The sequence below is a fragment of the Spirobacillus cienkowskii genome (assembly GCF_037081835.1).
GTDB classification, from domain to species: domain Bacteria; phylum Bdellovibrionota_B; class Oligoflexia; order Silvanigrellales; family Silvanigrellaceae; genus Silvanigrella; species Silvanigrella cienkowskii.
Window position 1 is genome coordinate 755,206 of sequence record NZ_CP146516.1, and the last position, 23,137, is coordinate 778,342.

The following is a 23,137-nucleotide window of genomic DNA, read 5'->3' on the forward strand; positions in this document are numbered from 1 at the left end:
TTAGTTTACTTTTAACTACATGACATTTGAGTCAAAAACGAATGTGATAATTTTCAGAGCTTTCCCCCGCATCACATTGCGTAAACAAAACGTTTCAACTTCATAATGGAGTCATTTGTTTATGTCAATCATTATCCTGTGCGTTTGAGCGCTGTTATGTTATTTTGCTGATTTTCTTCGTTTTCTGGATTTTCAAGGGTATCAGAGCGATGAGAAGGCTCCTCGTCCTCTTTTGTATTCAGTGTAAGGCTAATGCGTTTGGCAGATGCTCTGAGCGCTCCTGCTAAGGTTGATTCAATGATATCAGTTTCTTTTGGAATTGACTTGCGGATCATCGCTGCAAGGCGCAAACGTTCTTCGTCTCCAAGATTGGAATCCTCAATATAGTCATGAAAATTATGCAAAAACTCAAGAACATAATTGATGGCAACACCTTGTTCTGGATAAGCACCTGTTTTTTCATATTCTCGAACTCTCATTGATTCTGTGGCTTGTGCAGAATGCATCGAACTTTCTGGAATCATTGTTTTCGTGTCTTCTTTATTCAATTTGCTTCGCAAATTAATTTCAACTTCTCTTATTTCTTCTATAATTACAGATAGTTCTGTTCTGGCTTTATGGGCAAGTCGGTATGCCGTCCAATTAAAACCTGCTCGAATCGCATTTTGCGCAAGAATATGAAGGCGTTCTGTATCTTGGGTATTGGCTTTATCAATTTTTAAGTTGTTAATAATTGCTTTGTCTTCTCCCCAGTAGCGTGATGCTGTTTCTTTTTTGATTTTAAGGTGTTTTGCCCATTTGCGGACAGAATTGATAAAAGAAATTTTTTGTTTTGAATTGCTTCCTGTCACCAACCGGTTTTTGAGATTGCTAAATTCTATAATTTTTTGAGCAAATTTTTCTGGGATATATTCAATATGTGAGCTTGGATCAAAAAACCACTGTCTCAATTGTGCTTCTTTGGCTTCTTGAGAAATGATAGAGCTAGCATGCGCATGACCTTTTTCAAATAATAAAATTGTATAAAGTAAAATTTGATCTATTTTTTCGTCTAAAATATTTGCAGTAAATAAGTTATCGCTTTTAAATTTTTTAAGGTGAGGTTGACCTTGTTGTAAACCAAAAACAACAAGTCCAATTTCCCAGTGCGTTAAATTGTAGTCGGATAATTTTTTTAAATATTTTTGAGGATTGGTTAAATAGTTTTTAATGTTTTCAATAGTCATTGACTCAAATTCAATAAGCAGTTGTAGCTTTCGAGCGCACTGTTTTATGGTTAAAGGCAACTCTAATGAGTGATATGAATTAATTTTATCAATATTTTTTTTGCTTTCTGCAAGATTGCCATCGTAAAAAAAGGAGCACCATCCTTTCATAAGGTGGGCTTCAAGGATACTTAAATCATTACCAATTCTGCTTGAGAGATCGAGTACTGTTTCTAAAACTAGAGATCGAATTTTTGGGCTTAAATTTCTTTCTCCGCATAAAATAAGAGAAAGTAATAAACTAATTGTACTTTCTCCATCGTTGTTTTCAATTGTAAAAGATAAGACGTTAAGAATTTCTGGGAAAAGAATGCTATTGTCAATCCAGCCTATACTTGTTCTTAAAAATTGAGCGAGAACAATGCCGCGAATTGGTTTGACCTTGGGTAAATAAAGTGTTTTGTCAGCTTTTAAGTTACTGGTATCTATTGGTTCAACAATTTTTCTAAGTAATATTTTATTGTTTTTTATTTCTTCTTCGTTAGAGAAACTCACTTGTTCTAAAAGCTTTTTTTGAATTTTGTAAATTTCAGATTCAATTTCATTTGCCAGAGAGAGTTTAGTATCTTTAGAGTTTCTGATAACGAGTTCTGATTCTTCTGCTTGATGAATAAGTTTATAAAATTCATCTGTTCTTCGTTCTCTTTTTTTAATCTGAGAAGGAAAAAAACTTTTCATCAAAAGGATAATTTTGCGTTTAGGATTTGTAATATTCCAACCTACTGCTTGGTAGTATTTATCAGCTTGGTCAAATTGGCTTAAAGAAAGAGACAGATCTGCAATGTGCTCGCGAATTTTTGGGATTAAAACCGGAGCTTCTTCTGGACACTCTTTTTCGATGCTTTCTCCAAGCATTTGTAATTTTGCAATGATAAACTCTGTTGAAGTTATGTCGCACAATTCTTCTGTCGCCATAATTAACGCAGCATAGGCGCTATAAGAATATATTTTAAGATTTGAGCGAGCGAGATATTCTGAAATATGGATAATATCACTTAATGTTGTTTTTTCATTGGAATTTTTACATAAAAATTCTGCAAGAATAAAATATACTTTTGATTTTATTTCTTTATTAAGTAATAACGAGAGGCTAAGCCAAATATACTGGTGTTCCCAATAATAACAAATAAGTTGTCCAGTGTGGACGTCTCGGTTTTCAGAGAATAATCCTATTTTAATCGCAATATTTAGCGCTTCATAAGCCAAGTGTAAGGGGTCTTTTCTTTTTTTATCAGCTAATTCTTCTAGATCATTGTCTTCGTTTTCTGATAATGTTGTATTTTCTGTTGTTGTTTCTTCATTTAATATGAGATCTTCTGCAGATTGTTGCAAATTTCTAGCTTGCTCTTTTCCCTCGTGGTAGTGATCAGAAAATATTTCTTGCATTACAGAAACTTTATTGCTTAAATTTTCTATAATATCTGAGTTTAATTGTAAATCCACCATTGCCCATGTAGCAAGAAACCGTGCTTGCTGACTTGTTAATTTATTTAGTTTTGTTATCCAATAGCTTTTTGTTCTTTCGTCTTTTAGGTTTGAATATGATAAATCTTGTTGTTTTAATTGTAAAATTGATTTTTTAATTTCTTCATCATAAATTTCTTCTTCAGAGCGAATTCCTAAAATCCATTTTATTGAATTTTGTTTCTTTTTGAATATTTCAATTAAAATTTTAAGTGAAGAATGATCGGATCTATTAAGATCATCTACAATTAATAAATTTATTTTTGAAGCTGTAAGAATTTTATCAAATAGTTTTTCAATACTATTGTATAACCACTGATGTTTAATTTGTACAAATGAGCTTTGTTTAGATATTTTAATAGAATTTTTAGACTCACCATATTTTCTTAAAGAAGGTAAAACGTAATAAAGAGAATCGACTTGATTTCCAAGATTAAACAAGAATGATTTCATCTCTTGTAAAAACGTAGGATTTAAAAAAACGGTATGATTTAATAAACCATGGCATAAAGCATCAAGAGAAGAAAATGGAACTTTCATTGCACTAAATTTAACACTATGATAAAATGAGTTGACTTTAATAATACTCATACCCATGTTTAAACTACGCATTAATTGATGTTTGCTAGCAGATGTTGTTCTTGCATCTACCCAAATTCTGCTTGCATCTTGTTTGTTTTTACTTAAAGAAAACTCACATAGAATTTCTGGAATTTTAAATTGTTTTTTTAAAATTTTTTCATTTATGCTGTCATTATTTTCAGGTTGAAATGTGCTGTATAATGATGTTAAATTTTGAATATCAACATTGTCAGCAAGTCGATTTGAAATCATCATTATTTCAAATGCGAGTTCTTTGGCGTCACTAATTCTATTTTCTGGTAATGGATCGACTGCCTTTAACAAAACAGTTTTTAATCGCTTCATTGTATCAAATATAGCATGTTTTCCCGTCCATTTATGCCATTCTTTGCCAAGAATAAATACATTTTGATCTAAGGAAACATAGAGAGGCCAAAGAGCATTAAGAACAGAGGGGCCTTCAATTGTAATTAAACCAAAATCCCAAGCCATAATAGCTGCTAAGCTAAAAATATCAGAACATTCTCCAAAAGAACCTTCTATAAAACCACGTGCTTCTGGAGCTATCCAAAAATTTCTTTCTGTGATTTTTTTTGAAATTGTAATTCTTTCTTCAATATTTTCAATTTCTTCATGATGAGGTATAAAGTGAAAATATCCTCCATCAAGTAAAACAATATGTGGAACTTCTTCTTTTTTTTCAAAAAAATCAGATTCATATGTTTGTTTGATATCAACAGATGCGCGATCGCGAATTAAAATGTTTTGTGGTTTGATATTGCCATGAATAATACCTTTTGAATGATAAAAATAAAGATTTTCAAAAATTCTTACCCATAACCTAAGTCGATTTTTTATGCGTGAAATTTCATGAATTTTTATAGGAGTTTCTTTTTTATTTGCATCAAATAAAGTAACTCCTTCAATCCAACGAGAAAAGACTTCAAAATCGTTAGTTCTAAAAAACAGCTCCATGTTTTCGCCATATTCGAATTGAAGCGCTTTTTTTATATTTTCAAAACTCTCTTGTATTTTAAGTTTGAAAAATCGTGATTTATTAATTCCTTCCACTTTTACAGTTTTTTTTCTTAATTCATCAGCTCGTTGCATACGAGAAATAATTGGACTGCTAATCTTGCGACTCGCAACTTTTTCGACACTTGCATCTTCTCTTATTGAAATTTGAGCAATCAGCCTATCGTTATCCATGTTTCTCCGAAGCAGTATTAGATATGTCTTCCCATTATCTATATCGGTGTAAAGTTTTTGTTCCATAGCGTTGTTATTAAAATTTGAAAACTATTATAATTGTAATTATGTTCAATGCTTCAATTGAATTTGAAACTCTTTGATACAAGTTGGAGGAGTTGGAAATGGTTGAATCTACTCATTTAATTGAGTTTGCAGAAAATTCGTCATGGCTCGAGTTGAGTAGGTCAGCTTTTGTCAATAATATCAATACTTTTAGAAGAGTTTTGCCGCCTCACATCCTTTTAGGATGCGTATTAAAGGGTAATGCCTATGGGCACGGCTTTTTACAAAGTCTTGAAATTTTACATGATTATGTTGATCTTATTTTTGTGATTAGCCCAGTTGACGCATTTAAAATTAGAAAATTTGAAAAAGACAATGAGCTTGTACAAAAAAGAGTGGTTGTCTTGGGCAGTATCACTGCTGAAGAAGCTGCTATTTGCGCAATGAAAGTGATAGAAGTGACAATTACAGACGCAGGATGGGAGAATTTTATTCCTCGTTTACTGCGGTCTGAGAAAGAGCGAGGGCATATATACAGACCGTTAAAAGTTCATGTTCATGTTGACACAGGTTTGACGCGTGAAGGATTTTTACTTTCTGAGCTTGGGTCTAAGCTTGAATTTTTAGTAAAGCATGCTTCTTTGTTTCATGCGCAAGGGGTGATGTCGCATTTTGCAAACACGGAAGATGTGACAGATCAATCCTATGCGATAGAACAAATGGCCAAATTAGATAAAGCATTCGAAATTATTACTAAAAAACTAAATTTATCGTATAAACTTGAAAAGCATATTGCCCAGAGCTCTGCGACTATGATCATTCCTGCTTCACGATATGATTTAACCAGAGTTGGGATTTCAATCTACGGTTTGTGGCCTTCTCCTGAAACAAAATTGTCTACAAAAATTATTTTACCAGAATTACCAAGGTTAATCCCCGCCCTTACATGGAAATGTCAGAGTCAAAGTATAAAAAAAGTAGAATCGGGCAGTTATATTGGGTATGGGTGTACCTGTCGTGCTGAACGAGATCTGATTGCAGCGCTTTTTCCAGTTGGATATTTTGATGGTTATCCTCGATTGCTTTCTAATAAAGGCTATGTTTTGGTTGATGGAGTTCGTTGCAAAATATTAGGACGTGTGATGATGAATCATATTGTTGTTGACGTAACTGATGTAACGCAAGATGACTCTCGCCAGGTTATTGCAACATTAATTGGAAAAAGCGGCAAAGAATCGATTACAGTCGATCAAATTGCTGAATGGGCACAAACAATTAATTACGAAATTGTGACCCGTATAGGTGCTCATCTTAAAAGAATGGTTGTAGATTCGTGAAAAAAGAATTGTTTAATTATGATTTGCCAGAAGAGCTTATTGCTCAAACTCCCTTAGCAAATCGCGATGAAAGTCGACTTCTTGTTTGTAATGCAAAAAATAAATCTATTGCTGATTGTATGTTTAAAAACTTAGATGAAGTTTTAAATCATGAGTTTCAGTTACAAAAAAATAATGCAAAACTTCTGCTAATTGCTAATAATTCTCGAGTTTATCCTGCACGAGTGAGAATCAAAAGAAGCTCGGGTGGTCGGGGGGAAGTGTTTTTTTTAGAAAGAGGAGAAAAAACGCATTATAGTTGTTTATTAAGGCCGCAAAGTAAATTAAAAATTGGCGAAATTTTGTATGCTGATCTTAAAGAAGATATTGCTTTATTTGAAATAAGTCATTTAAATCCGCCAAAAGTTTCTATAATTGCTAATATGTCTCTTGATGAAATTCTTGATTTATATGGAGAAATGCCACTACCTCCTTATATTCAAAGAGATCCTAAAAAAATTGTTAATTATAGTAAGCTTGATAAAGACCGTTATCAAACAGTCTATTCTAACATAAATCATGTGGGAAGTTCTGCTTCTCCTACAGCAGGTCTGCATTTTTCACCAAGTATATTAAAAAAATGTGAAGAAAATAGAATTGAACTTTCTTATGTTACTTTGCATGTGGGTTTAGGAACATTTTTACCTGTAAAATCTGAAGATATTGAATCTCATGAAATGCATCAAGAATATTATTTTATATCTCAAGAAACAATTAAAAAAATATCCAAATATTTAAGTAACGGTTGGCCTATTGTTTTTGTAGGTACAACTTCATTAAGAGCTGTAGAAAGTTATTTTCAATTGTTAAACTTAGAATTGGGTAAAAATTTTATTTTAAATAATAAAAATATAAATCATTTAGAGAATAACTTAAATAAATTTTCTGATAAATGGCATACAACAAATATATTTATTCACCCTAAAAATGAAAATTCAATTTTTGTTCCTACAATTGGTAATGCAATTATTACAAATTTTCATCAGCCAGAAAGTACTCTTGCAATGCTGATTGCAGCATTAATGGGAATGAAATTTTGGAAGCAATTTTATAGTTACGCGATTACAAATAAATATCGTTTTTTTAGTTATGGTGATTCTAGCCTTCTTATTTTTGGAGAACAAAATTAGTGATGTTTTCTCAACGCAATCTTATCAATTTTAAAAAAATTAAATCTCTTCCCTTATCTCCAGAATTTTGGTCTGGTCACTTTGATACCGAAAATCTAAAATCATCTGATTTTGAGCAAGAATTTAATCAGGTTTTGTCTAAAGGTATTGCTCGCAATGAAGATCTTCAGCGTGTTAAGCAAGTTGGACCTAGAATCACAAAAATGACTTTTGGAGATATTGAAATTGAAACACCTATTTTTATGCCAGTTGGCACTTTAGGAAGTGTCAAATCTCTTTCTCCAGAAGATGTTTATGGAATAGGTTATAAAATTATATTAGGTAATACATATCATCTAAATTTAAGACCAGGGATGGAGCTCATGAAAGAATTTAATGGGCTGCACGAATTTATGCGTTGGCCTGGAGCGATTCTTACCGATAGTGGTGGTTTTCAGGTTATGAGTTTAGCAAAAATTAGAAAGTTAACAGAAGAAGGTGTTACGTTTGCAAATCATATTAATGGCGCAAAAGTAACATTAACTCCTGAAAAGGTTGTTGCTATTCAAGAAGATATAGACTCTGATATACAAATGGTTTTGGATGAATGCACTCCTTATCCAGCAACTTACGAAGAAGCATTATCAAGCATGCAACGATCAATGCGCTGGGCAAAAAGAGCCCGCCTCGCTCGCAACAAACAAAATCGTGCGCAATTTGGTATTGTGCAGGGTGGGATGTATGGCGATCTCCGCGTTCAAAGTGTTTTGCAGTTAATTGAAAATGATTTTGAAGGGTATGCAATTGGCGGACTTTCTGTAGGCGAATCAAAACGAGAGATGAGGCGTTTGCTGTCTGCTACAATACCTTGGATGCCCGATAACAAACCGCGATATTTAATGGGAGTGGGCGCGCCAGACGATTTGATTGACGCAATTTTATTGGGTGTTGATATGTTTGATTGTGTCATGCCAACACGCAATGCACGCAATGGGAGTGTTTTTGTTCGTTCATCTGCTTCTGCTACAGGGAAAATTCAAATAAAAAATGCAATTCATAAAATGAGCAAAGCCCCTTTAGATTCTTTATGTTCCTGTTATACGTGTAAAAATTATTCTAGAGCTTATTTGCGTCATCTTTTTGTTGCAGAAGAACTTTTAGTTTTTCGCTTATTGTCGATTCATAACTTACAGTTTCTTTATGATCTGACGTCTGAGCTAAGAGAAGCTATTCGTTCTGGGGATATCTTTGATCAAGTAAAGAGAATTAGAGGCGATTATGCACCTGGGAGCTAGCCAGTCATGGGAAACGCTAAGCAAAATAATGAATCAAAACAAGGTTATGAGAAACCTTTGCGTGTTTTCATCGGTGCCCATGAAACTCAAGATTTTTTAAATGACATTATTAAAACCTCAAAAAATAAAATTGATCATAAAAATGAAATAAAACCCTGGTGGTTTTGGTTAGGTTTTTTGGGGGGCGTGCTTATTTCTGGTTTAGGGATTTTTTTTACATTTACAACTGTTTATTTTATTCAAAATTCAATCCTTGAAAAACCCAATTTTATTTATGAAAAAGCTATTTGCGAAAAGCATTAAATAAAGTTACAATCCCTCCTAGTTTAAAATTTTGATGAGGTTTAATTATGAAGATTAATTTTTTTAATAACAGCAAATATGCGGCTGCATCTTTACTTTTGATTATACAATCGTGTACGTCTTCTAATTTTGTAAAAAAAGAAGTCATTGCAAATTCAATTAATAACCTAAAAACTCCAGAATGGGTTTTAAACTCAAATATTTTATTAGAAGAACAAAGCAATGTTATATTTATTCATAAAGTTAATTTAAATGGTTCCGCAAGGCCTGATTCATGTGTGTCAATTGCTCGTACCCAAGCTTTAGCAGAAATGATGAAGTACATTAAAAACTCTGTAACGAGTTCTGGACAAGTTGAAGATTTAAATGCAAGTTCAGATCCTTCTTATTCATCTTTAACCGCATTTTTGTCTCAAGGTAATATTTCTGGAGCAAAAGTAACAACAACTTACTGGGAACAAACTATGGAATCAGATGATTCTGGTATGCGTCCAGTTAAAAAACTGATGTGTGCAGTAAAAGTTAATATAGATAAAGGTGTTCTTGATAAACAAATGCGAGATGCTATTAATGGATCATCTGGTGGTAATCCAGAAATACGTAAAAAACTTCTTGAAGCACAAAAAACTTTTATTGATAGCGTAGGCAAAAAAGATTCTGATTCTTCTTCTAAAGGAGAATGAGTAAATGCTATCTAAAGTTACAGAACGTGTATTTATGTTTTTTTGCTTTATTGTATTTCATGGGCAACTGTATTCGCAAACGGATGCATGTTCTAGTTTAGCCGATTTGCAGACAAAAAATAACAATTCTTTTGTTGGTTATGGTTCTGGTCAGACACAGTTTGAAGCAGATCAAAATGCTCAAATAGATTTAGCAAGACAAATTAGACAAAAAGTAAGTGCGACTTCTACTGTTGAAGAAAATAATTTTAATTCTAATTTATCTTCAAATACTAAATCTGTTGTTCAAGAAATATTAATAGGCGCAAAAATTTTAAAAAGATGCTCTGGTGAAAATAAATTTTCAACCGTTGTTACCTTGGATAAAGATTTTTTTATTAATTCACTTGCAGAAAAATTGACAATAACTTTTAATAAGGCAAATTCTCTTAAAAAATCTATTGAAAATGCCAAAGCCGAAGAGGTGTTGGCAAATGCTATTGAAACTGCTAAAGATTTTATTAATAATTATCAAACAAGTTGTGAATCGGATTTAGAATTGTGTAAAATTTATAAAGGCTGCTCGAATATAACTTTTGATAATTCTTTTCGAGATCTTATAAATGCTGTGGCGAAAAATGCAGAAAAAGATCAATATGTTTTAATTATTGAAGATCAAGCATTAACCAATGAATTTCAAGAAGATTTGCTACGACTTTTAGAAGAAGATAATGTGAAAATTATGAATTCTAAAGTGGCAGAAAAGGGCAATAATACTTCTCGTAAAATTTTGGCTAATTGCAAGTTTAAAGCAGGATTAAAAATCCCAGGAACTGAGGATAAAATTGCTGAAATACGCTGTCTTGCTGATGCGTATTCTGGAAAGCAAAAGAAATTTCAAAAAATTTATAGTTGTAAAGCAATTATGGACACTCAAATGACTTCGCAAGACGCAATTTCTTCGTGTGTTGGCCGTTTGCAAAAAGATTAACTATTTAAATTCTAGGTATTTTATCAGAATTGTATATCAATGTTTCATGCCCAGGAAATTTATTTCCGTCTTTATCTGTAAATACAGTCCAGTTTGAAAATGAATGAAAGCTTGGTTGTGGGTAAATAAAATCATTGCCAAATTGATTTTTACATTCTTCTCGTAAAAATTTATAATATTCTATTCCTTCTTTTAAAACATAATGATTTGAAAAAAAATTACTTTTAACATGTTTCTTTATCCAGAAACCATCTGATATGATACCTTCTAGCCAATTCCAGTTTTTATGTTTATCTGCACAAATAATGTATGTATAACTGGCGAATGAGGGTTTATTATTGCAAAACAAAACGAAAGATATTAATATTATTAAATAAAGTTTTTTTATCATGATTTTACCATTTTTATCCAAGATTTAAACAAATTATTAAACATTTAATAATAATTTCTTATACATATGTTTCTCCTTCCTGTTAGCTAACTTTCAATCGGACTTTTGCGGTAAAATCATGATACCGAATTTGGTTTTATTAATAAAAGTCTTAATGCATTCAAGGTAACAAGCAAAGTTGCTCCAGTGTCTGCTAAAATAGCTAACCATAATGGAGTATTAGCAAATATCGTTATTATCAAAAAAAACATTTTTAAACCTATTGCAATAGAGATATTTTGTTTTATATTATAAATTGTTTTTTTTGATATTATAATTGTATCGATAATTGCATTAATATTATTATTCATTATTACAATTTCTGCAGTGTCAATCGCCACATTAGACCCGCTATTCATCGCTATTCCTACTTTGGCTGCAGCAAGTGCAGGAGCATCGTTAATACCATCTCCCACCATAATAATTGGTTCTTGGGAACTTATATTTCGCACATATTTCATTTTATCTTCTGGAAGTAGTTCTGCTAACACTTCTGTTTGTAGTTCTTGTTTTAGTATATTTCCAGAATCTTTGCTATCTCCTGTTAGAATAATTGAGTTGTACCCGAGAGTTTTTAATTTTTTAATTGTAAAAGGCGCTTCGGGTTTTAATTTATCAATTAAAACTATAACTCCAGCTAATTCTTTGTTTTCAAGAATAATAACAATTTTATTTCCTTCATTTTGTAGAGTTTTAATTTCATCAAAATTATAATTATTTTTTAAATCCAAAAAATAATTAAAGGAACAAAGTAAATAAGAATTATTTGCAATATTAGCTGTTGCACCAATTCCTGCAATATTTTTAGCATCACTAACAGAAAGTATTTCAATATTTTTTGTATTTGCTGCAGTCACAATTGATTGGGCTATGGGATGAGTAAATTTATTTTCGACTGAAGCTGCAAGTTGTAAAATTTTATTTTCATCGTACTTATATGCGACTATTTTTTGTATACTTAATTTTCCATACGTAACAGTTCCTGTTTTGTCAAATGCGATCTGTTTGGTTTCTGCAATGGCTTCTAATGATGCAGCGCTTTTGATAAAAATACCAAGTTTAGAAGCAGTTGTGATTGCCGCAGAAATAGCAGACGGAGTAGAAATCACTAAGGCACAGGGACAACCAATTAGTAGGACAGCGAGACCTTTGTAAATCCATGTTATAAAGTCTTCACCAAATATAATTGGTGGAATAATTGCAGTTAAAACTGAAATTAAAAGAATGATAGGTGTATAGATCCTACTAAAAGCTTCGATATTTCTAACTATTCTTGTTTTTGAAGCTTGAGCATTTTCGATGAGCCGAACAAGTTGCGTGACGGTGTTATCGAATCCTGTTGATGTGGCTTTAACCAATAGATTTCCATCTACAGGGTATGAACCGGCGCTTACTTTATCAGAAGTTTTTTTAAAAACGGGGACTGGCTCTCCGGTTAACTGAGATTCATCAATGTAACTTGTTCCAGAAATAATAATGCCATCGGTGGGCAATTTTTCTCCTGGTTTAATGTCAATGAGATCGCCAATTTTAATTTGGTTTGTAGCAATTGTTTCAATTTTTCCATTTTCTTTTTTTATAGTTGATTTATCAGGTAGTAGTAAATGAAGAGAGCGAACACTTTTCCGTGCGCGGTTGGTTGTATGTGATTCGAGTGTTTCGCCAATTAAATATAAAATAATAACAGTTGCAGCTTCTTTGGCTGCACCAATAAATATGGCGCCAAGAGATGAAATACTTATAAGTGTTTCTACGCTAAAAATATAATTATATTTAATTTGGGTTAATGCTTTTTTTAAAGTTGGAAAAAGTCCATATAATGTAATACAAATAAAAGAAATATAACCAAATTTATTGTTAAATTGTTCTAAAATAAATGCAAATAATAATAAAGTAAATAGTATTAAAATCCCTTTCCAGTGTGAATGTTCACTATGATTTGAATGGTCGTGCAAATGTAATTTTTGGTTGTCAGCATTTTGATTATAATTGTTAATTTTTATAATTTTGTGTAACAATTTTTTGTGTATTTTTTTTCTAAAAATTAAGCCAATATTTTTTAAATTATTTTTACTATTATTTGATATTTTAACTTCAGAAATAGTATATCCTAAAGATATTAGAATTTTTTTAACTTCTGTTAATGCATTTGTATTTTTTATAATAAAAATTGTGAGCTCTGATTTATTAAAATTAAATAAAACTGTTTTTATCCCATCAATTTTTTTACATACAGTTTCAATTTTTTTTGTGCAATCAATACAGTGAGCGCCAGAAATTATAAATGTATATGTCGATAATTCATTTTGGTTCATAAAAAACCTCAAGAATATAATTTATAAAAATTAAAAGTTAACTTGAAATTAATTTTTATGCAAGAATACACATATTGAAGTGGAGTAAAGAAAAGTGATTAATAATAAAAAAAATTACCCAATAAGTTTTTTTACGGCTTCAACCAAAATTTCTGGTTTAAAAGGTTTCACAATCCAGCCACTTGCGCCAGCTTGTTTTGCTTTAAGAATCATATCGTTGGCGCCTTCAGTGGTTAAAATTAGAATTGGAGGTTGTGCTAGTGAAGAATCCCCTTTTATTGAGGCAACCATTTGAAAGCCATCCATGTTTGGCATATTGATATCACTAATAATTGCTTTAATATCTTTATTTTCTTTTAATTTGGCGATTCCATCAACACCGTCAACCGCTTCAATGACTTCAAACCCGGCTTTTACCAACGTAAAATTGACTTGTTGACGTATTGTTTTTGCGTCATCGACAATCAGAATCTTATTACTGGTCATATGTCCACCTTGATTGAAGTAAATATGCAAAACTTAGGATAGTATTGTTTTTTACAAACGCACCTACTATTATAAATCATAAACTACATGAAATTCAAAAAATATACAAAAATATTTGACATTAGATTTATCAATATTGACTTTATAAAAAATGAGGATGAAAATATTAATGCATATATTATATAAGGATGTGATTTATAATTTTTACTTTGCAATATAATTTTTGAGACATAAATAAGCTGAGCTAATTTATAGATGATAATAAAGAAATACTGGATAGTAAACTCACATTTGATGAGTTTTTTGGAATAACGGAAAACTCTCCAATAAGTCTTCTTTATTGTGATTTGAGTTTTATTATTCCCTATATGAATGTAGCAAGTCGTGAAATATTATTTAAAATAGAAAAACTTTTACCTGTAAGGGTGAATTCAATTGTGGGGTCATTCATAGATATATTTCATAAAGTACCAGCTCAACAGCGAAGAATTTTATCGAATGATAAAAATTTAATAAAAATTTAATTTCTTAGTGCTCTTTCTATCAACTCTTCTGGTTTCATTGTCTCAATTTCTTGCATTTCTTCTTGAAGAGTTTTTTGGACTTCGATCTTAAGTTGTTTGAGAATTACAGTTTTTACCGCATTTTGAATATACTTTTTAAAATCATCAGTTAAGAATGGAATTTCTACTTTTATTGCATTGGTTACTTGAGTAGGATTTTTTTGAATATCATCTTGAATTTTTTCTATTTTGATTTGTGAACAAGATTTTAGGGTTTGAGAGATAAATTGAAATACTTCAGTCCATTCTTTACTTAATTTTTCATTCCAAGATCTACCAAAAAATTGCGAAAATGTTTTTAAAATTGAGTTCATCCCGTAGTCAAAGTAACTCGCTTCAATTTTATAGCTAATTAAATTTTGACTAATTTTTTGAAGGTATGTACTCAATAAATCTGGTTTGTCTAGATAGTCAACTATATTAATTAAAAAGTTAAGAAATGACTCTTTTAACAAAACTGATTCATCTTGAAAGTATGTTTCTTTAATCATTGGGTAATCGTGGTATATATTTTCAAAAAATCTATTAATTATTTGTCCACCAATTGGTTTTGCTATTTCAAAAGATTCTTTTATTAAAGTAATATCAATACTCATTTTTAATTCCTCTGTAAAATTAAAGAATAGGCTTCTTATATAAACTAATCATTTACTATATTAAAAGTGAGGGAATAAAATTCACTGTTTAAAGAATTGGCATAAAGTTAATTTATATTTAAATAAACGACGATTTTACTAAGGTTAAATAATATTATCAAATAAACTGATGCGTTAACTTGATAATTGGTTAATATTTTATATAATTTTGGGAAAATTTTTAGATGACTAAAACTAATTAAATTAAAGATTTAACGTTGATGGAATATTTTGACGAATGTCAAGAAATTTTGGATTAGTTATACAAAATATTGCCTATATAGAAGAAATGGATTTGAGAAAGAAGTTTGCGCCCAGATGTGGATAATTTATTTGAGTCGATAGCAAAAATATATCGAAACAAATGCGTGGATTTAATCTTACCGGCATGGGTGAAGATGGCAAAGAAGGGGCTCAAGCCATCAAATCTGTGCAAGGACATGTTATTATTCAAGATGAAATGTCATCAACAGTATGGGGTATGTCAGCAGAGGTATTTGGTGTGGGCGCATATGACCGTATGGAAAATTTAGATGAGTGTGCCAAGTATTTGGTTCAGCTGATTCAATAAAGGAGGAGGTTGTGAGCCTTTCGTTTGCTGAATATTCAATTGAACAAAATTTATTGAGCACTGATCAAGTTGTTGAAGCAATGTTAATTCAACTTAAAAGCCAACCTTCTAATACAGAGCTTATATATGATTTACGTGTTCTTTCAAATGATGATTTTTTGAAAGTTTTATTAAATCAGCAAAATGAAAATTCAGATTTTATTGAAGAAAAAATTTTAGAAATTTCTGTATTTATGATTAAATTTATTCAAAAAAATATTAATAAAAATTCTAAAAAAGATATTAAAAAAATAAAAAATACAATTCATATGGCAATAATTATTATAAATAATTATTGCATAAGTTTAAAAAATTCTCAAAATGAATTAGACATAAATGAAGAATCAAAAAATCTATTAAAACAACTTATGAATAACCTTACGAAAAGGAATAATTATCTATGAAATTTTTAGTTGTAGATGAATCAAAGTCAATCCATAATGTGTTATATGATACGTTAAGCAAGTTAAATATCACTTTTTTGCATGCCTATAATTGTCGATAAAATGTTGAAGTAGTTAAATATTATAGTTTTGATGCAGAATTAATTTTATTAGATTTGGAAATGTCAGAACTTTCGGTTATTGAGGTTTTATCATTATTAAAACAAGAAAGACCTGAGTAAATAATTTTAATGATGACCTCAAAAAATTCTTTAGATAATATTATTGAAGTTCTAGATAAGGGCGAAAATGATTACATTATGAAACCATTTACGAATGATATTTTATTAGGAAAAATTAATACGGTTTTAGGGAAGGATATTGAGAAAAATGGATAATATAAATGAAGGTGTATTTAAATATTTTTCTTCATTGATTGAAAATGAAATTGGCATACAATATGATGAAACATTATATATCCGTAAGGATTTTAATACTTGGTGGTGCAGAAAGTTTAATTCAACTTTCAGAACGGTTTGATGTTATAATTTATAAAAATGCAACGGTATATAAATTAATTAGGAGCTATATGTACTATATAAAAATATTATTTAAAATAATTATTTTATTATTTTTTATTAATTTCAAAATTTACTGTTTAGAGATTAAAGTCGGTTTAGAACCAATGCCTCCCTTAATTATAGATGAAAATTCTGGATATACAGTTAAACTTCTTAAAGAAATTGAGAAGAAATCAAATTTAAAATTTGATATTCAGATTATGACTTATAGTAGAGCTTCGGAAGAGTTAAAAAAAGGAAGATTGGACTTAATTGGTCATACACCAAAAAATAAAGAAACAAAAGAATTTTATACTTTTGCTCAAGAACTTGATTTTTATATACCTACATGCTTGGATTTATATATGACTAAGCCAATTAATATTAAAAATAATGAATTAAAAAAAATTTCTATAATTGGAACTCCATTAGGAAACAAGGATTTTTTTGGAAATATGTTTGATATTCCTATAAAAAATTTTAAAGAAGGAACAATTGAAAATCTTTTTAAAATGCTTTCAGCTGGAAGAATTGATGCGTTTCTTTTTGAACGAGCTTCGTCTATGACAACTATCAAACAGTTAAAAATAAATAATATTTATTACTCTTTGCTTGATGGTGAGCTTGATGCGAGTTTGGCTGTTAAAAATGATAAAAATGGAAGTATTTTAAAAAAAAGGTTAGATGAAGAAATTAAAAAAATTAATTTAAATAAATTGTTTAAAGACTATTATAAATATACCAATTTGCCAAAAAAAGGGTATGTTAAATAAATTTAGTATTTATAAGTACACTCAGACCATATTGATAAATTTAAAAAACTAGATATACGTGATAGAAAAATAGGATTCACCGAAAATTTTTGATTTTCTTTTGGAGTATAGATCCCATTTTTATAAAATGCATCAAATGCTCTTGTTGCAAATACTTTTGAAAATATTGGTGGTTGGTGTGCTAATGCTTGAGAATAGGCAACTGTATGTGAGGTGATAGATTTTTGCAAAAGCTCCTCTCTTGTAAAGTAACCTTTGTTTTTAATCAGCGTCATTGCTGTTGCCACTTGAATTCCATAAAGTTCAATTTCTGGTTCAATTAATTTTGATAAAAACTCAAGTGCTTTGAGTGCTTTATCATTTTTGCTAAGAATAATTTTTTTACTATTATTAGAATCTATTTGAATTATATTAATTTGATTTAAAATATTAATACAAGAATTTGCTAGCAACTCACTTGATGTATCAGTGTCCCAAAATAACTCATCATACCAAATTTTTCTAATATTATCTAATATGTACTCAACATTTAAATAATTTTTATCTTCATTTTTAGTGTTTAATAGAAAATGAGCTATAATGCCAAAAGGAGATAATAAATGAAAAATAGTTCCTCGATACCACCATAAATTCATCACTTTTTCTGTTTTGATTTTATAATTAATCTCAGAATTTTCATTAGTTATCTTTTCCATTAATTGCCATCTTTCACCCATTTTAAAAGTTTGCTCAATCAAAGAATTTATTTCTGTTAACTTATTTTTTATTTGAAGATTATTGCTATCTTTATTTTCAGACTCATTAAAATATATATTTAAAAACTCTAAAATATTATCTGCATGATGGGTTGTTGATACTTTCCAATTTGTTTCTTTTGCAAAAGAATTAATAAGATGATTAATTAATAATGCCTTGCATTGAAGCTCCTCGCTATTAATAGTAGCATGAACTGGCTGAGTCAGTAAGCATGTTGCAAGTATAGATGTTGCAGAAGCTGTTGCTGCAGAGTTAATTTTTTGATTGACTCTATTAGCAATGTGCTTTACAAAGTCTTGAATTTGTGGTTCACGATAATCAATATTATCTGGTATTTCATTAAATAACTGCGGTAAAAAAGCGTTTTCAATAGACACTCCTTTAGGAATTTCAAGTTTAACTTTATTAATATATTCGCTCCAAATTTTACCAACTTGAATAGGTTCTCCAAAAGATACATCAACGCTACCATAATTAGTAAATATTTTTCTAATCCCATTTAAAAATTGAAAAGCATTTTCTTTTTGCTTTTTTGCTCCTTTTAATTCTTTTGCATAGGTATCGTCTTCCATAACCTTATCGTACCCAAAATACACAGGAATAATATATGTATTTTCTGATTTTCTTTTAATGATACTTTGAATACAAATATTTAACATTCCAGTTTTGGGAGATAATAATTTACCAATGCGGCTCCGCCCTCCTTCTTGAAAAAACTCTACTGGAAAGCTGTTTTGTAATAAATAATTGACATACTCTGCAAATGTGTGAGCGTAAGCTTTATTGCCTGAAAAGCTACGGCGAATAAAAAAGGCACCACCTCTTCTAAGAATAGGCCCAATTGGCCAAAAATTAAGATTGATACCTGCAGCAATATGGGGCACAACAAAGCCTTTTTTAAACAGCACATAATTTAAAAGAAGATAATCAAAATGGCTGCGATGGCATGGCATCCAAATAACTTGACCATCTTTTGCACTTCTTTCTACGCCTTCAAAATTTCTGACTCTGACTCCTTCAAAAATTTTTGTCCAAATAAAGTCAAAAAATTTTTCAAGTGCTCGAATCGTTAGATAATTATAATTTGCGCCAATTTCGTGAATGTAACGGACAATATGCTCTTCTGTTTTTATAGGATTGTCGCTTGAAGAAATAAATTTTTTTGAACTTGGTGACGATAAAACCCATTGGCAAATTTTATCATTATCATAGAGAGTGGGTCCAAAAGCAGCTGTTCTTTCTTTAGCAAATTCAATATTAAATTGACGACGAATACGCCGAGCATGTTCTATTTCGAGATCTTCAATTGTTTGGTTATTTGTTGACTCAAGAAGTTTGTTTTGAATTTGTCCTTCAATATGTGCAGCTGTCATTGTTTTTCCAAAAGAAACATTAACCTCTCCACGGTGTAAAATGAGCATAAAAAGTTTTTGCAGCGCGTTTCCTGTTCCGTCGTCTGGAAATAATGAACGGAGAAAAAATCCTTTTTCATTGCGTTCTGGTGCTCTGCTCCAAAAAACGCTAACTGGCATAAATATAATTTTTTCAGATTTGATTCGTGGATCATGACGTAAAAGCTTAATGAAGTCATGCAAAAAACGTTCTTTGTGTATTTCAGAAAAATGAAAGCGACCCGATTTTAAAGCGAGTAATGCTGCATGACGAAATCTTTTTGATTTTGCTTCGGTTTTAATTTTCTTGAGACCATAACTTTTAAGAACCTTATTTAAAACAATCGTATCCATGATTGACATGCGAGGAAAAACATAGATAACTGCTTTTCCTTCAATTTGATTTAAAAATGTTTCTTTAGTGACTGATTTAGGATAAATTTTTGTTCGCATAAAAAAAGACAGTGAGGTATATAACCAAGCCCAGCGAGTAAAATGGATTCCCATTATTTTATACATATTGATTATCTCCGCATAACTAACTTAAGGCCTTATTTACCAAATCAGAAAGATTTTGAGTTGCCGCAGAATTATCTGCTAAAATGATATTGTCAATGAGACGTGTTGTCAGTCCTTCAAAATTGATATGTTGAGCAATCGCAACAACTGTGTCGTCAAATAACTGATCGTCGCATTTTTGAAGAAGATTGTGGGCATTTCTAAATTCAAAATATTGAGGGCTCAAATTTTCTTTGTTTAATTCTTGTTTAGCCACTTCATTGAGTTTTGAGACTTGTCTTTCGCCAGAAAGATACAATTTGGCTATCTGTGCGAGTGCTTTGGGAATTGCTGTTGCTTTTTGCCTTGCTTCTGGTTTTAAGTAGCGATTTCGACTTGAGAAAGCAAGGCCGTCGGTTTCTCGAATTGTGGGTGCCATGATAATTTTGGTGGGATGCGCCAGATCTGATGCCATTTTTTTAATAATTTGAACTTGTTGAAAGTCTTTTTGCCCTAAATACATGTTGTTAGCTTGAATGATATTCATGAATAAAAGAACGACGGTGCACACGCCTTTAAAATGTCCAGGTCTATAAGCTCCACACAGTATTTCTGAGATTTGAGGGACAGACACTTCGGCTAAAAAATGTTCTGGATACATTTCTTCTATGGTGGGAGCGAAAACTGCAGTGGCTCCATATCGCTCCGCAGTTTCTAGGTCCTTTTGAAAGGTACGCGGGTATTTTGCAAAATCTTCGTTGGCGCAAACTGTTTTGGATTTACAAAAATTGAAACAATTGTAAATTCATTTTCAGATGCAGACAGGGAAATGAGTTTGCCATGTCCTTCATGTAGTGCACCCATTGTTGGAACAAAACCTAAAGACAGTTGTCCTAAGTGAGATTTTTTTTCTTGTAAAAAAGTACGAAGTTCTTGGCGACGGGTTAATACGACAATTGACATTGAATATCCTCCAGAGCATGTGCAATGAGCACATTGTCTATTACATACTCTTCCACTTTAGAATTGTCATGAGCAGGCTTTTAAAGCTTATGGGGATGGGGAAGTAAGACAATTTAAGTCTGATCAAATCATGGACAATAAAAAAATAAAATTTTTCTTGAATAAATCTCATAGTTAGGTTTGAACGCTTTAAGAGAACGAGGTCCTTTATACTTGAAGGTGTGTCGTGTTTTACATTCATTCATTTCTTTTTAAATTATGACTAATTTTTTACAAAATTCAAGTAGAGTGAGATGTGATAACAGTGGAGTGTTTTTTTGAAAAGCATTTTAGGGGTTTGTATGAAAATTGCCGTAGCGCAAATTAAAGTTATATCTTCAAATAGTAAAGTTAATTTTGAATTAATGCAAAAACAAGTTGAGATTGCAGTTAAAAATCAAATTGACTGTATTATTTTTCCTGAAATGTGTTTACCTGGGTACTTTAATGGAGATAAGTGGGAGCAGACTGCTTTTTTAAAAGAATGTGAATATTTTCATGAGAAGCTTTGTAAACTATCTTTAAATATTGTGATTATTTTTGGTTCGGTAGGAATTGATTGGCATAAAAAAAATGAAGATGGCAGAGTGCGCAAATACAATGCTGTATATTTTGCGGTAAATGGTCAATTTCTGATTAATAAAAAGACAGAGTATCCTTTTTGGATTAAAACTTTACAACCAAATTATAGAGAATTTGATGATTCTAGACATTTTTATGATTTGCGAAAATTGGCATTTGAAAAGCAATGCTCTCCATGCGATCTTTATCAAGCGGCAGTTTTTAAATTTAAAAATCGCAAAGTTCGTATTGGAGTTTCAATTTGTGAAGATGCATGGAGTCATGATTATTCCTTTTCTCCGCTCAGCAGTTTTGCACAATGTGATGAACATGATTTTTTTGTAAATTTAAGTGCCTCTCCTTATACCTTAAATAAACGAAAAAAAAGAGAAGATGTATTTAATTCTATAGCTAAAAATATAAATATTCCTATTTTTTATGTAAACTGTGTTGGTATTCAAAATAATGGTAAAAATATATATGGTTTTGATGGCTCCTCCGCTTTTTATAGTGTGCATGGATCATTAATTAAGTTGGGTGATTTTTTTAGGGAGTCGTTAATTTTTGGAGAATTTGATTTTAGTAAAAAAGTTTTTTTACCTGAAAATTATAAAATAACTGATGATATTGTACAAATTGAAGAAATAAGAATTGCTCTAGAATATATTTTAAGGGAATGTCTATTAGAGTGGAAAATAAATCATGTTGTGATTGGAGTGAGTGGAGGAATTGATTCGGCTTTAAGTGCAGTTTTGTTTTCAAGAGTATTAGGCTCTGAAAATGTTTATTTAGTAAATATGCCATCGAAATTCAATTCTATTTTAACTATATCTGCTGCAAAAAAACTTGCAGAAAACTTGAAGTGTCCATATGCATCATTAGATATTGAAAAGTCAATTTTGTATACGGATTCTCAAATTCGTGAATTAAATTTTGAAAGAAGTCAATTAGTTCCTAAATTAACAGAATTAGTATTTGAAAATATACAATCACGTGATCGCGGATCTCGGTTATTAGCAGCTCTTACTGCTTCGTTAGGAGCAGTGTTTTCATGCAATGCAAATAAAACAGAATTAACAGTTGGTTATTCTACTCTTTATGGTGATTTAGCCGGATTTTTGTGTCCTTTAGGTGATTTGTGGAAGTTTTATGTGTATGAACTTGCAAAACACTACAATGAAAATATATATCATAAACAAATTATACCAAATGATACTTTAAATGTGATACCAAGTGCAGAGCTTAGTAATAATCAGAATGTTATGGAAAATAAAGGTGATCCTATTCAGTATTTATACCACGATTTTTTATTTCGTTCTTGGGTAGAGCATTGGGATAGAAAAACTCCTGAAGACTGTTTAAGAGCTTATTTAGATAACACATTAGATTCTTTAATTGGGTGTAAGGCTGGCTTAAGTAAGGAGTTATTTCCAACGGTAGACTTATTTATTTCTGACTTAGAAAGATGGTGGCAAAATTATCAAGGTTTGGCCGCTTTTAAGAGGGTGCAGAGTCCTCCAATTGTTTCAATTACTAAACGAGCATTTGGATACGATCATCGTGAGAATATTTGTGGTGCGACTTTCACAGAAACCTATATAAACTTGAAAAAATCACTTTTAAATCCTGAAAATAATATTTAAATGAACGTAATTTTTAATTTTCTTATTTTTATTTAAATTGATTTTAGTCCTTGTTTTTTAAGTATTTCTTGATGGTATATATGGAGATATTATCTATGTTTTGTGTAATAGATGGAAATAAATTCTACTTTAAATATAATAAAATTTTAAAATTTTTTTTTAATCTTTATATCTATTAAAGTAATAAATTTATTGGCTTATAAAATAATGAAATAAATTTTACTTTTTAT

Annotated in this window: 17 protein-coding genes and 1 pseudogene; 11 read left to right on the forward strand and 7 right to left on the reverse strand. The window is 30.6% G+C overall.

Annotated features, from left to right (window positions below; all coding sequences use genetic code 11):
- Positions 1-131: 131 nt before the first annotated feature.
- Positions 132-4,520, reverse strand: coding sequence for a serine/threonine-protein kinase (locus Spiro2_RS03370; RefSeq protein WP_338637044.1), 4,389 nt, complete (start codon positions 4,518-4,520; stop codon positions 132-134).
- A 164-nt stretch (positions 4,521-4,684) separates the two neighbouring features.
- On the opposite strand from Spiro2_RS03370, the gene alr reads away from it, so the two are divergent.
- The 6 genes from alr to Spiro2_RS03400 are packed head-to-tail and all read left to right on the forward strand — an operon-like array spanning position 4,685 to position 10,301.
- Complete coding sequence (gene alr / locus Spiro2_RS03375; RefSeq protein WP_338637046.1) at positions 4,685-5,902, forward strand: alanine racemase; 1,218 nt, start codon at positions 4,685-4,687, stop codon at positions 5,900-5,902.
- The gene (gene queA, locus Spiro2_RS03380; protein ID WP_338637048.1) at positions 5,899-7,071 is read left to right on the forward strand and encodes a tRNA preQ1(34) S-adenosylmethionine ribosyltransferase-isomerase QueA; all 1,173 of its coding nucleotides are present in this window, start codon (positions 5,899-5,901) and stop codon (positions 7,069-7,071) included. Before alr ends, queA begins: the two co-directional genes overlap by 4 nt.
- Before the next feature lie 2 nt (positions 7,072-7,073).
- Positions 7,074-8,345 (forward strand): tRNA guanosine(34) transglycosylase Tgt, encoded by a 1,272-nt coding sequence (gene tgt / locus Spiro2_RS03385; RefSeq protein ID WP_338637751.1) that lies wholly within the window; start codon positions 7,074-7,076, stop codon positions 8,343-8,345.
- A 6-nt stretch (positions 8,346-8,351) separates the two neighbouring features.
- Complete coding sequence (locus tag Spiro2_RS03390) at positions 8,352-8,648, forward strand: hypothetical protein (RefSeq protein WP_338637050.1); 297 nt, start codon at positions 8,352-8,354, stop codon at positions 8,646-8,648.
- Positions 8,649-8,695: 47 nt separating this feature from the next.
- A complete protein-coding gene (locus tag Spiro2_RS03395) occupies positions 8,696-9,331 on the forward strand; it encodes a hypothetical protein (RefSeq protein WP_338637052.1) in 636 nt (211 codons plus the stop codon).
- Between the two features lie 4 nt (positions 9,332-9,335).
- Positions 9,336-10,301: an LPP20 family lipoprotein gene (locus Spiro2_RS03400; RefSeq protein WP_338637054.1), complete on the forward strand. Its 966-nt coding sequence runs from the start codon at positions 9,336-9,338 to the stop codon at positions 10,299-10,301.
- A 4-nt stretch (positions 10,302-10,305) separates the two neighbouring features.
- Here Spiro2_RS03400 and Spiro2_RS03405 read toward each other — a convergent pair whose 3' ends face one another.
- The 4 genes from Spiro2_RS03405 to Spiro2_RS03420 all read right to left on the reverse strand — a co-directional run bounded on the left by Spiro2_RS03405 (position 10,306) and on the right by Spiro2_RS03420 (position 14,691).
- Positions 10,306-10,692: a hypothetical protein gene (locus tag Spiro2_RS03405; protein ID WP_338637056.1), complete on the reverse strand. Its 387-nt coding sequence runs from the start codon at positions 10,690-10,692 to the stop codon at positions 10,306-10,308.
- Between the two features lie 116 nt (positions 10,693-10,808).
- On the reverse strand, positions 10,809-13,046 hold the full coding sequence (locus tag Spiro2_RS03410) for a heavy metal translocating P-type ATPase (RefSeq protein ID WP_338637058.1): 2,238 nt from the start codon (positions 13,044-13,046) through the stop codon (positions 10,809-10,811).
- A gap of 114 nt (positions 13,047-13,160) precedes the next feature.
- Positions 13,161-13,532 (reverse strand): response regulator, encoded by a 372-nt coding sequence (locus Spiro2_RS03415; RefSeq protein WP_338637060.1) that lies wholly within the window; start codon positions 13,530-13,532, stop codon positions 13,161-13,163.
- A gap of 520 nt (positions 13,533-14,052) precedes the next feature.
- Positions 14,053-14,691: a globin domain-containing protein gene (locus tag Spiro2_RS03420; protein WP_338637062.1), complete on the reverse strand. Its 639-nt coding sequence runs from the start codon at positions 14,689-14,691 to the stop codon at positions 14,053-14,055.
- Between the two features lie 403 nt (positions 14,692-15,094).
- On the opposite strand from Spiro2_RS03420, the gene Spiro2_RS03425 reads away from it, so the two are divergent.
- The 4 genes from Spiro2_RS03425 (at position 15,095) to Spiro2_RS03440 (ending at position 17,056) form a co-directional block, all read left to right on the forward strand.
- Positions 15,095-15,301, forward strand: a complete 207-nt coding sequence (locus Spiro2_RS03425; protein WP_338637064.1) for a chemotaxis protein CheB — start codon at positions 15,095-15,097, stop codon at positions 15,299-15,301.
- 11 nt (positions 15,302-15,312) lie between these two features.
- Complete coding sequence (locus Spiro2_RS03430; RefSeq protein ID WP_338637066.1) at positions 15,313-15,744, forward strand: hypothetical protein; 432 nt, start codon at positions 15,313-15,315, stop codon at positions 15,742-15,744.
- Positions 15,745-15,974: 230 nt separating this feature from the next.
- A complete protein-coding gene (locus Spiro2_RS03435; protein WP_338637068.1) occupies positions 15,975-16,121 on the forward strand; it encodes a hypothetical protein in 147 nt (48 codons plus the stop codon).
- Between the two features lie 62 nt (positions 16,122-16,183).
- Positions 16,184-17,056, forward strand: a complete 873-nt coding sequence (locus tag Spiro2_RS03440; RefSeq protein WP_338637070.1) for a substrate-binding periplasmic protein — start codon at positions 16,184-16,186, stop codon at positions 17,054-17,056.
- A 2-nt stretch (positions 17,057-17,058) separates the two neighbouring features.
- On the opposite strand, the gene Spiro2_RS03445 is transcribed toward Spiro2_RS03440, so the two are convergent.
- Both Spiro2_RS03445 and panC read right to left on the reverse strand, forming a co-directional pair.
- Positions 17,059-19,722, reverse strand: a complete 2,664-nt coding sequence (locus Spiro2_RS03445; protein ID WP_338637072.1) for a 1-acyl-sn-glycerol-3-phosphate acyltransferase — start codon at positions 19,720-19,722, stop codon at positions 17,059-17,061.
- Positions 19,723-19,741: 19 nt separating this feature from the next.
- Positions 19,742-20,664: pseudogene (gene panC / locus Spiro2_RS03450) on the reverse strand (pantoate--beta-alanine ligase).
- 341 nt (positions 20,665-21,005) lie between these two features.
- Here panC and nadE point away from each other — a divergent pair.
- Positions 21,006-22,907 carry an NAD(+) synthase gene (gene nadE, locus Spiro2_RS03460; RefSeq protein ID WP_338637074.1) on the forward strand — a complete coding sequence of 634 codons (1,902 nt, stop codon included), beginning with the start codon at positions 21,006-21,008 and terminating at the stop codon, positions 22,905-22,907.
- The last annotated feature ends 230 nt before the right edge of the window (positions 22,908-23,137 follow it).

What these genes read in the sequence shown, in the direction of transcription:
- Spiro2_RS03435 (WP_338637068.1), top strand. Translation starts at nt 15,975, where the DNA reads ATGATGACCTCAAAAAATTCTTTAGATAATATTATTGAAGTTCTAGAT.
- Spiro2_RS03400 (WP_338637054.1), top strand. Translation starts at nt 9,336, where the DNA reads ATGCTATCTAAAGTTACAGAACGTGTATTTATGTTTTTTTGCTTTATT.
- Spiro2_RS03410 (WP_338637058.1), bottom strand. Translation starts at nt 13,046, where the DNA reads ATGAACCAAAATGAATTATCGACATATACATTTATAATTTCTGGCGCT.
- alr (WP_338637046.1), top strand. Translation starts at nt 4,685, where the DNA reads ATGGTTGAATCTACTCATTTAATTGAGTTTGCAGAAAATTCGTCATGG.
- Spiro2_RS03390 (WP_338637050.1), top strand. Translation starts at nt 8,352, where the DNA reads ATGGGAAACGCTAAGCAAAATAATGAATCAAAACAAGGTTATGAGAAA.
- Spiro2_RS03415 (WP_338637060.1), bottom strand. Translation starts at nt 13,532, where the DNA reads ATGACCAGTAATAAGATTCTGATTGTCGATGACGCAAAAACAATACGT.
- Spiro2_RS03395 (WP_338637052.1), top strand. Translation starts at nt 8,696, where the DNA reads ATGAAGATTAATTTTTTTAATAACAGCAAATATGCGGCTGCATCTTTA.
- nadE (WP_338637074.1), top strand. Translation starts at nt 21,006, where the DNA reads ATGAAAATTGCCGTAGCGCAAATTAAAGTTATATCTTCAAATAGTAAA.
- Spiro2_RS03420 (WP_338637062.1), bottom strand. Translation starts at nt 14,691, where the DNA reads ATGAGTATTGATATTACTTTAATAAAAGAATCTTTTGAAATAGCAAAA.
- tgt (WP_338637751.1), top strand. Translation starts at nt 7,074, where the DNA reads ATGTTTTCTCAACGCAATCTTATCAATTTTAAAAAAATTAAATCTCTT.
- Spiro2_RS03425 (WP_338637064.1), top strand. Translation starts at nt 15,095, where the DNA reads ATGCGTGGATTTAATCTTACCGGCATGGGTGAAGATGGCAAAGAAGGG.
- Spiro2_RS03370 (WP_338637044.1), bottom strand. Translation starts at nt 4,520, where the DNA reads ATGGATAACGATAGGCTGATTGCTCAAATTTCAATAAGAGAAGATGCA.
- Spiro2_RS03405 (WP_338637056.1), bottom strand. Translation starts at nt 10,692, where the DNA reads ATGATAAAAAAACTTTATTTAATAATATTAATATCTTTCGTTTTGTTT.
- Spiro2_RS03445 (WP_338637072.1), bottom strand. Translation starts at nt 19,722, where the DNA reads ATGTATAAAATAATGGGAATCCATTTTACTCGCTGGGCTTGGTTATAT.
- Spiro2_RS03440 (WP_338637070.1), top strand. Translation starts at nt 16,184, where the DNA reads ATGATGAAACATTATATATCCGTAAGGATTTTAATACTTGGTGGTGCA.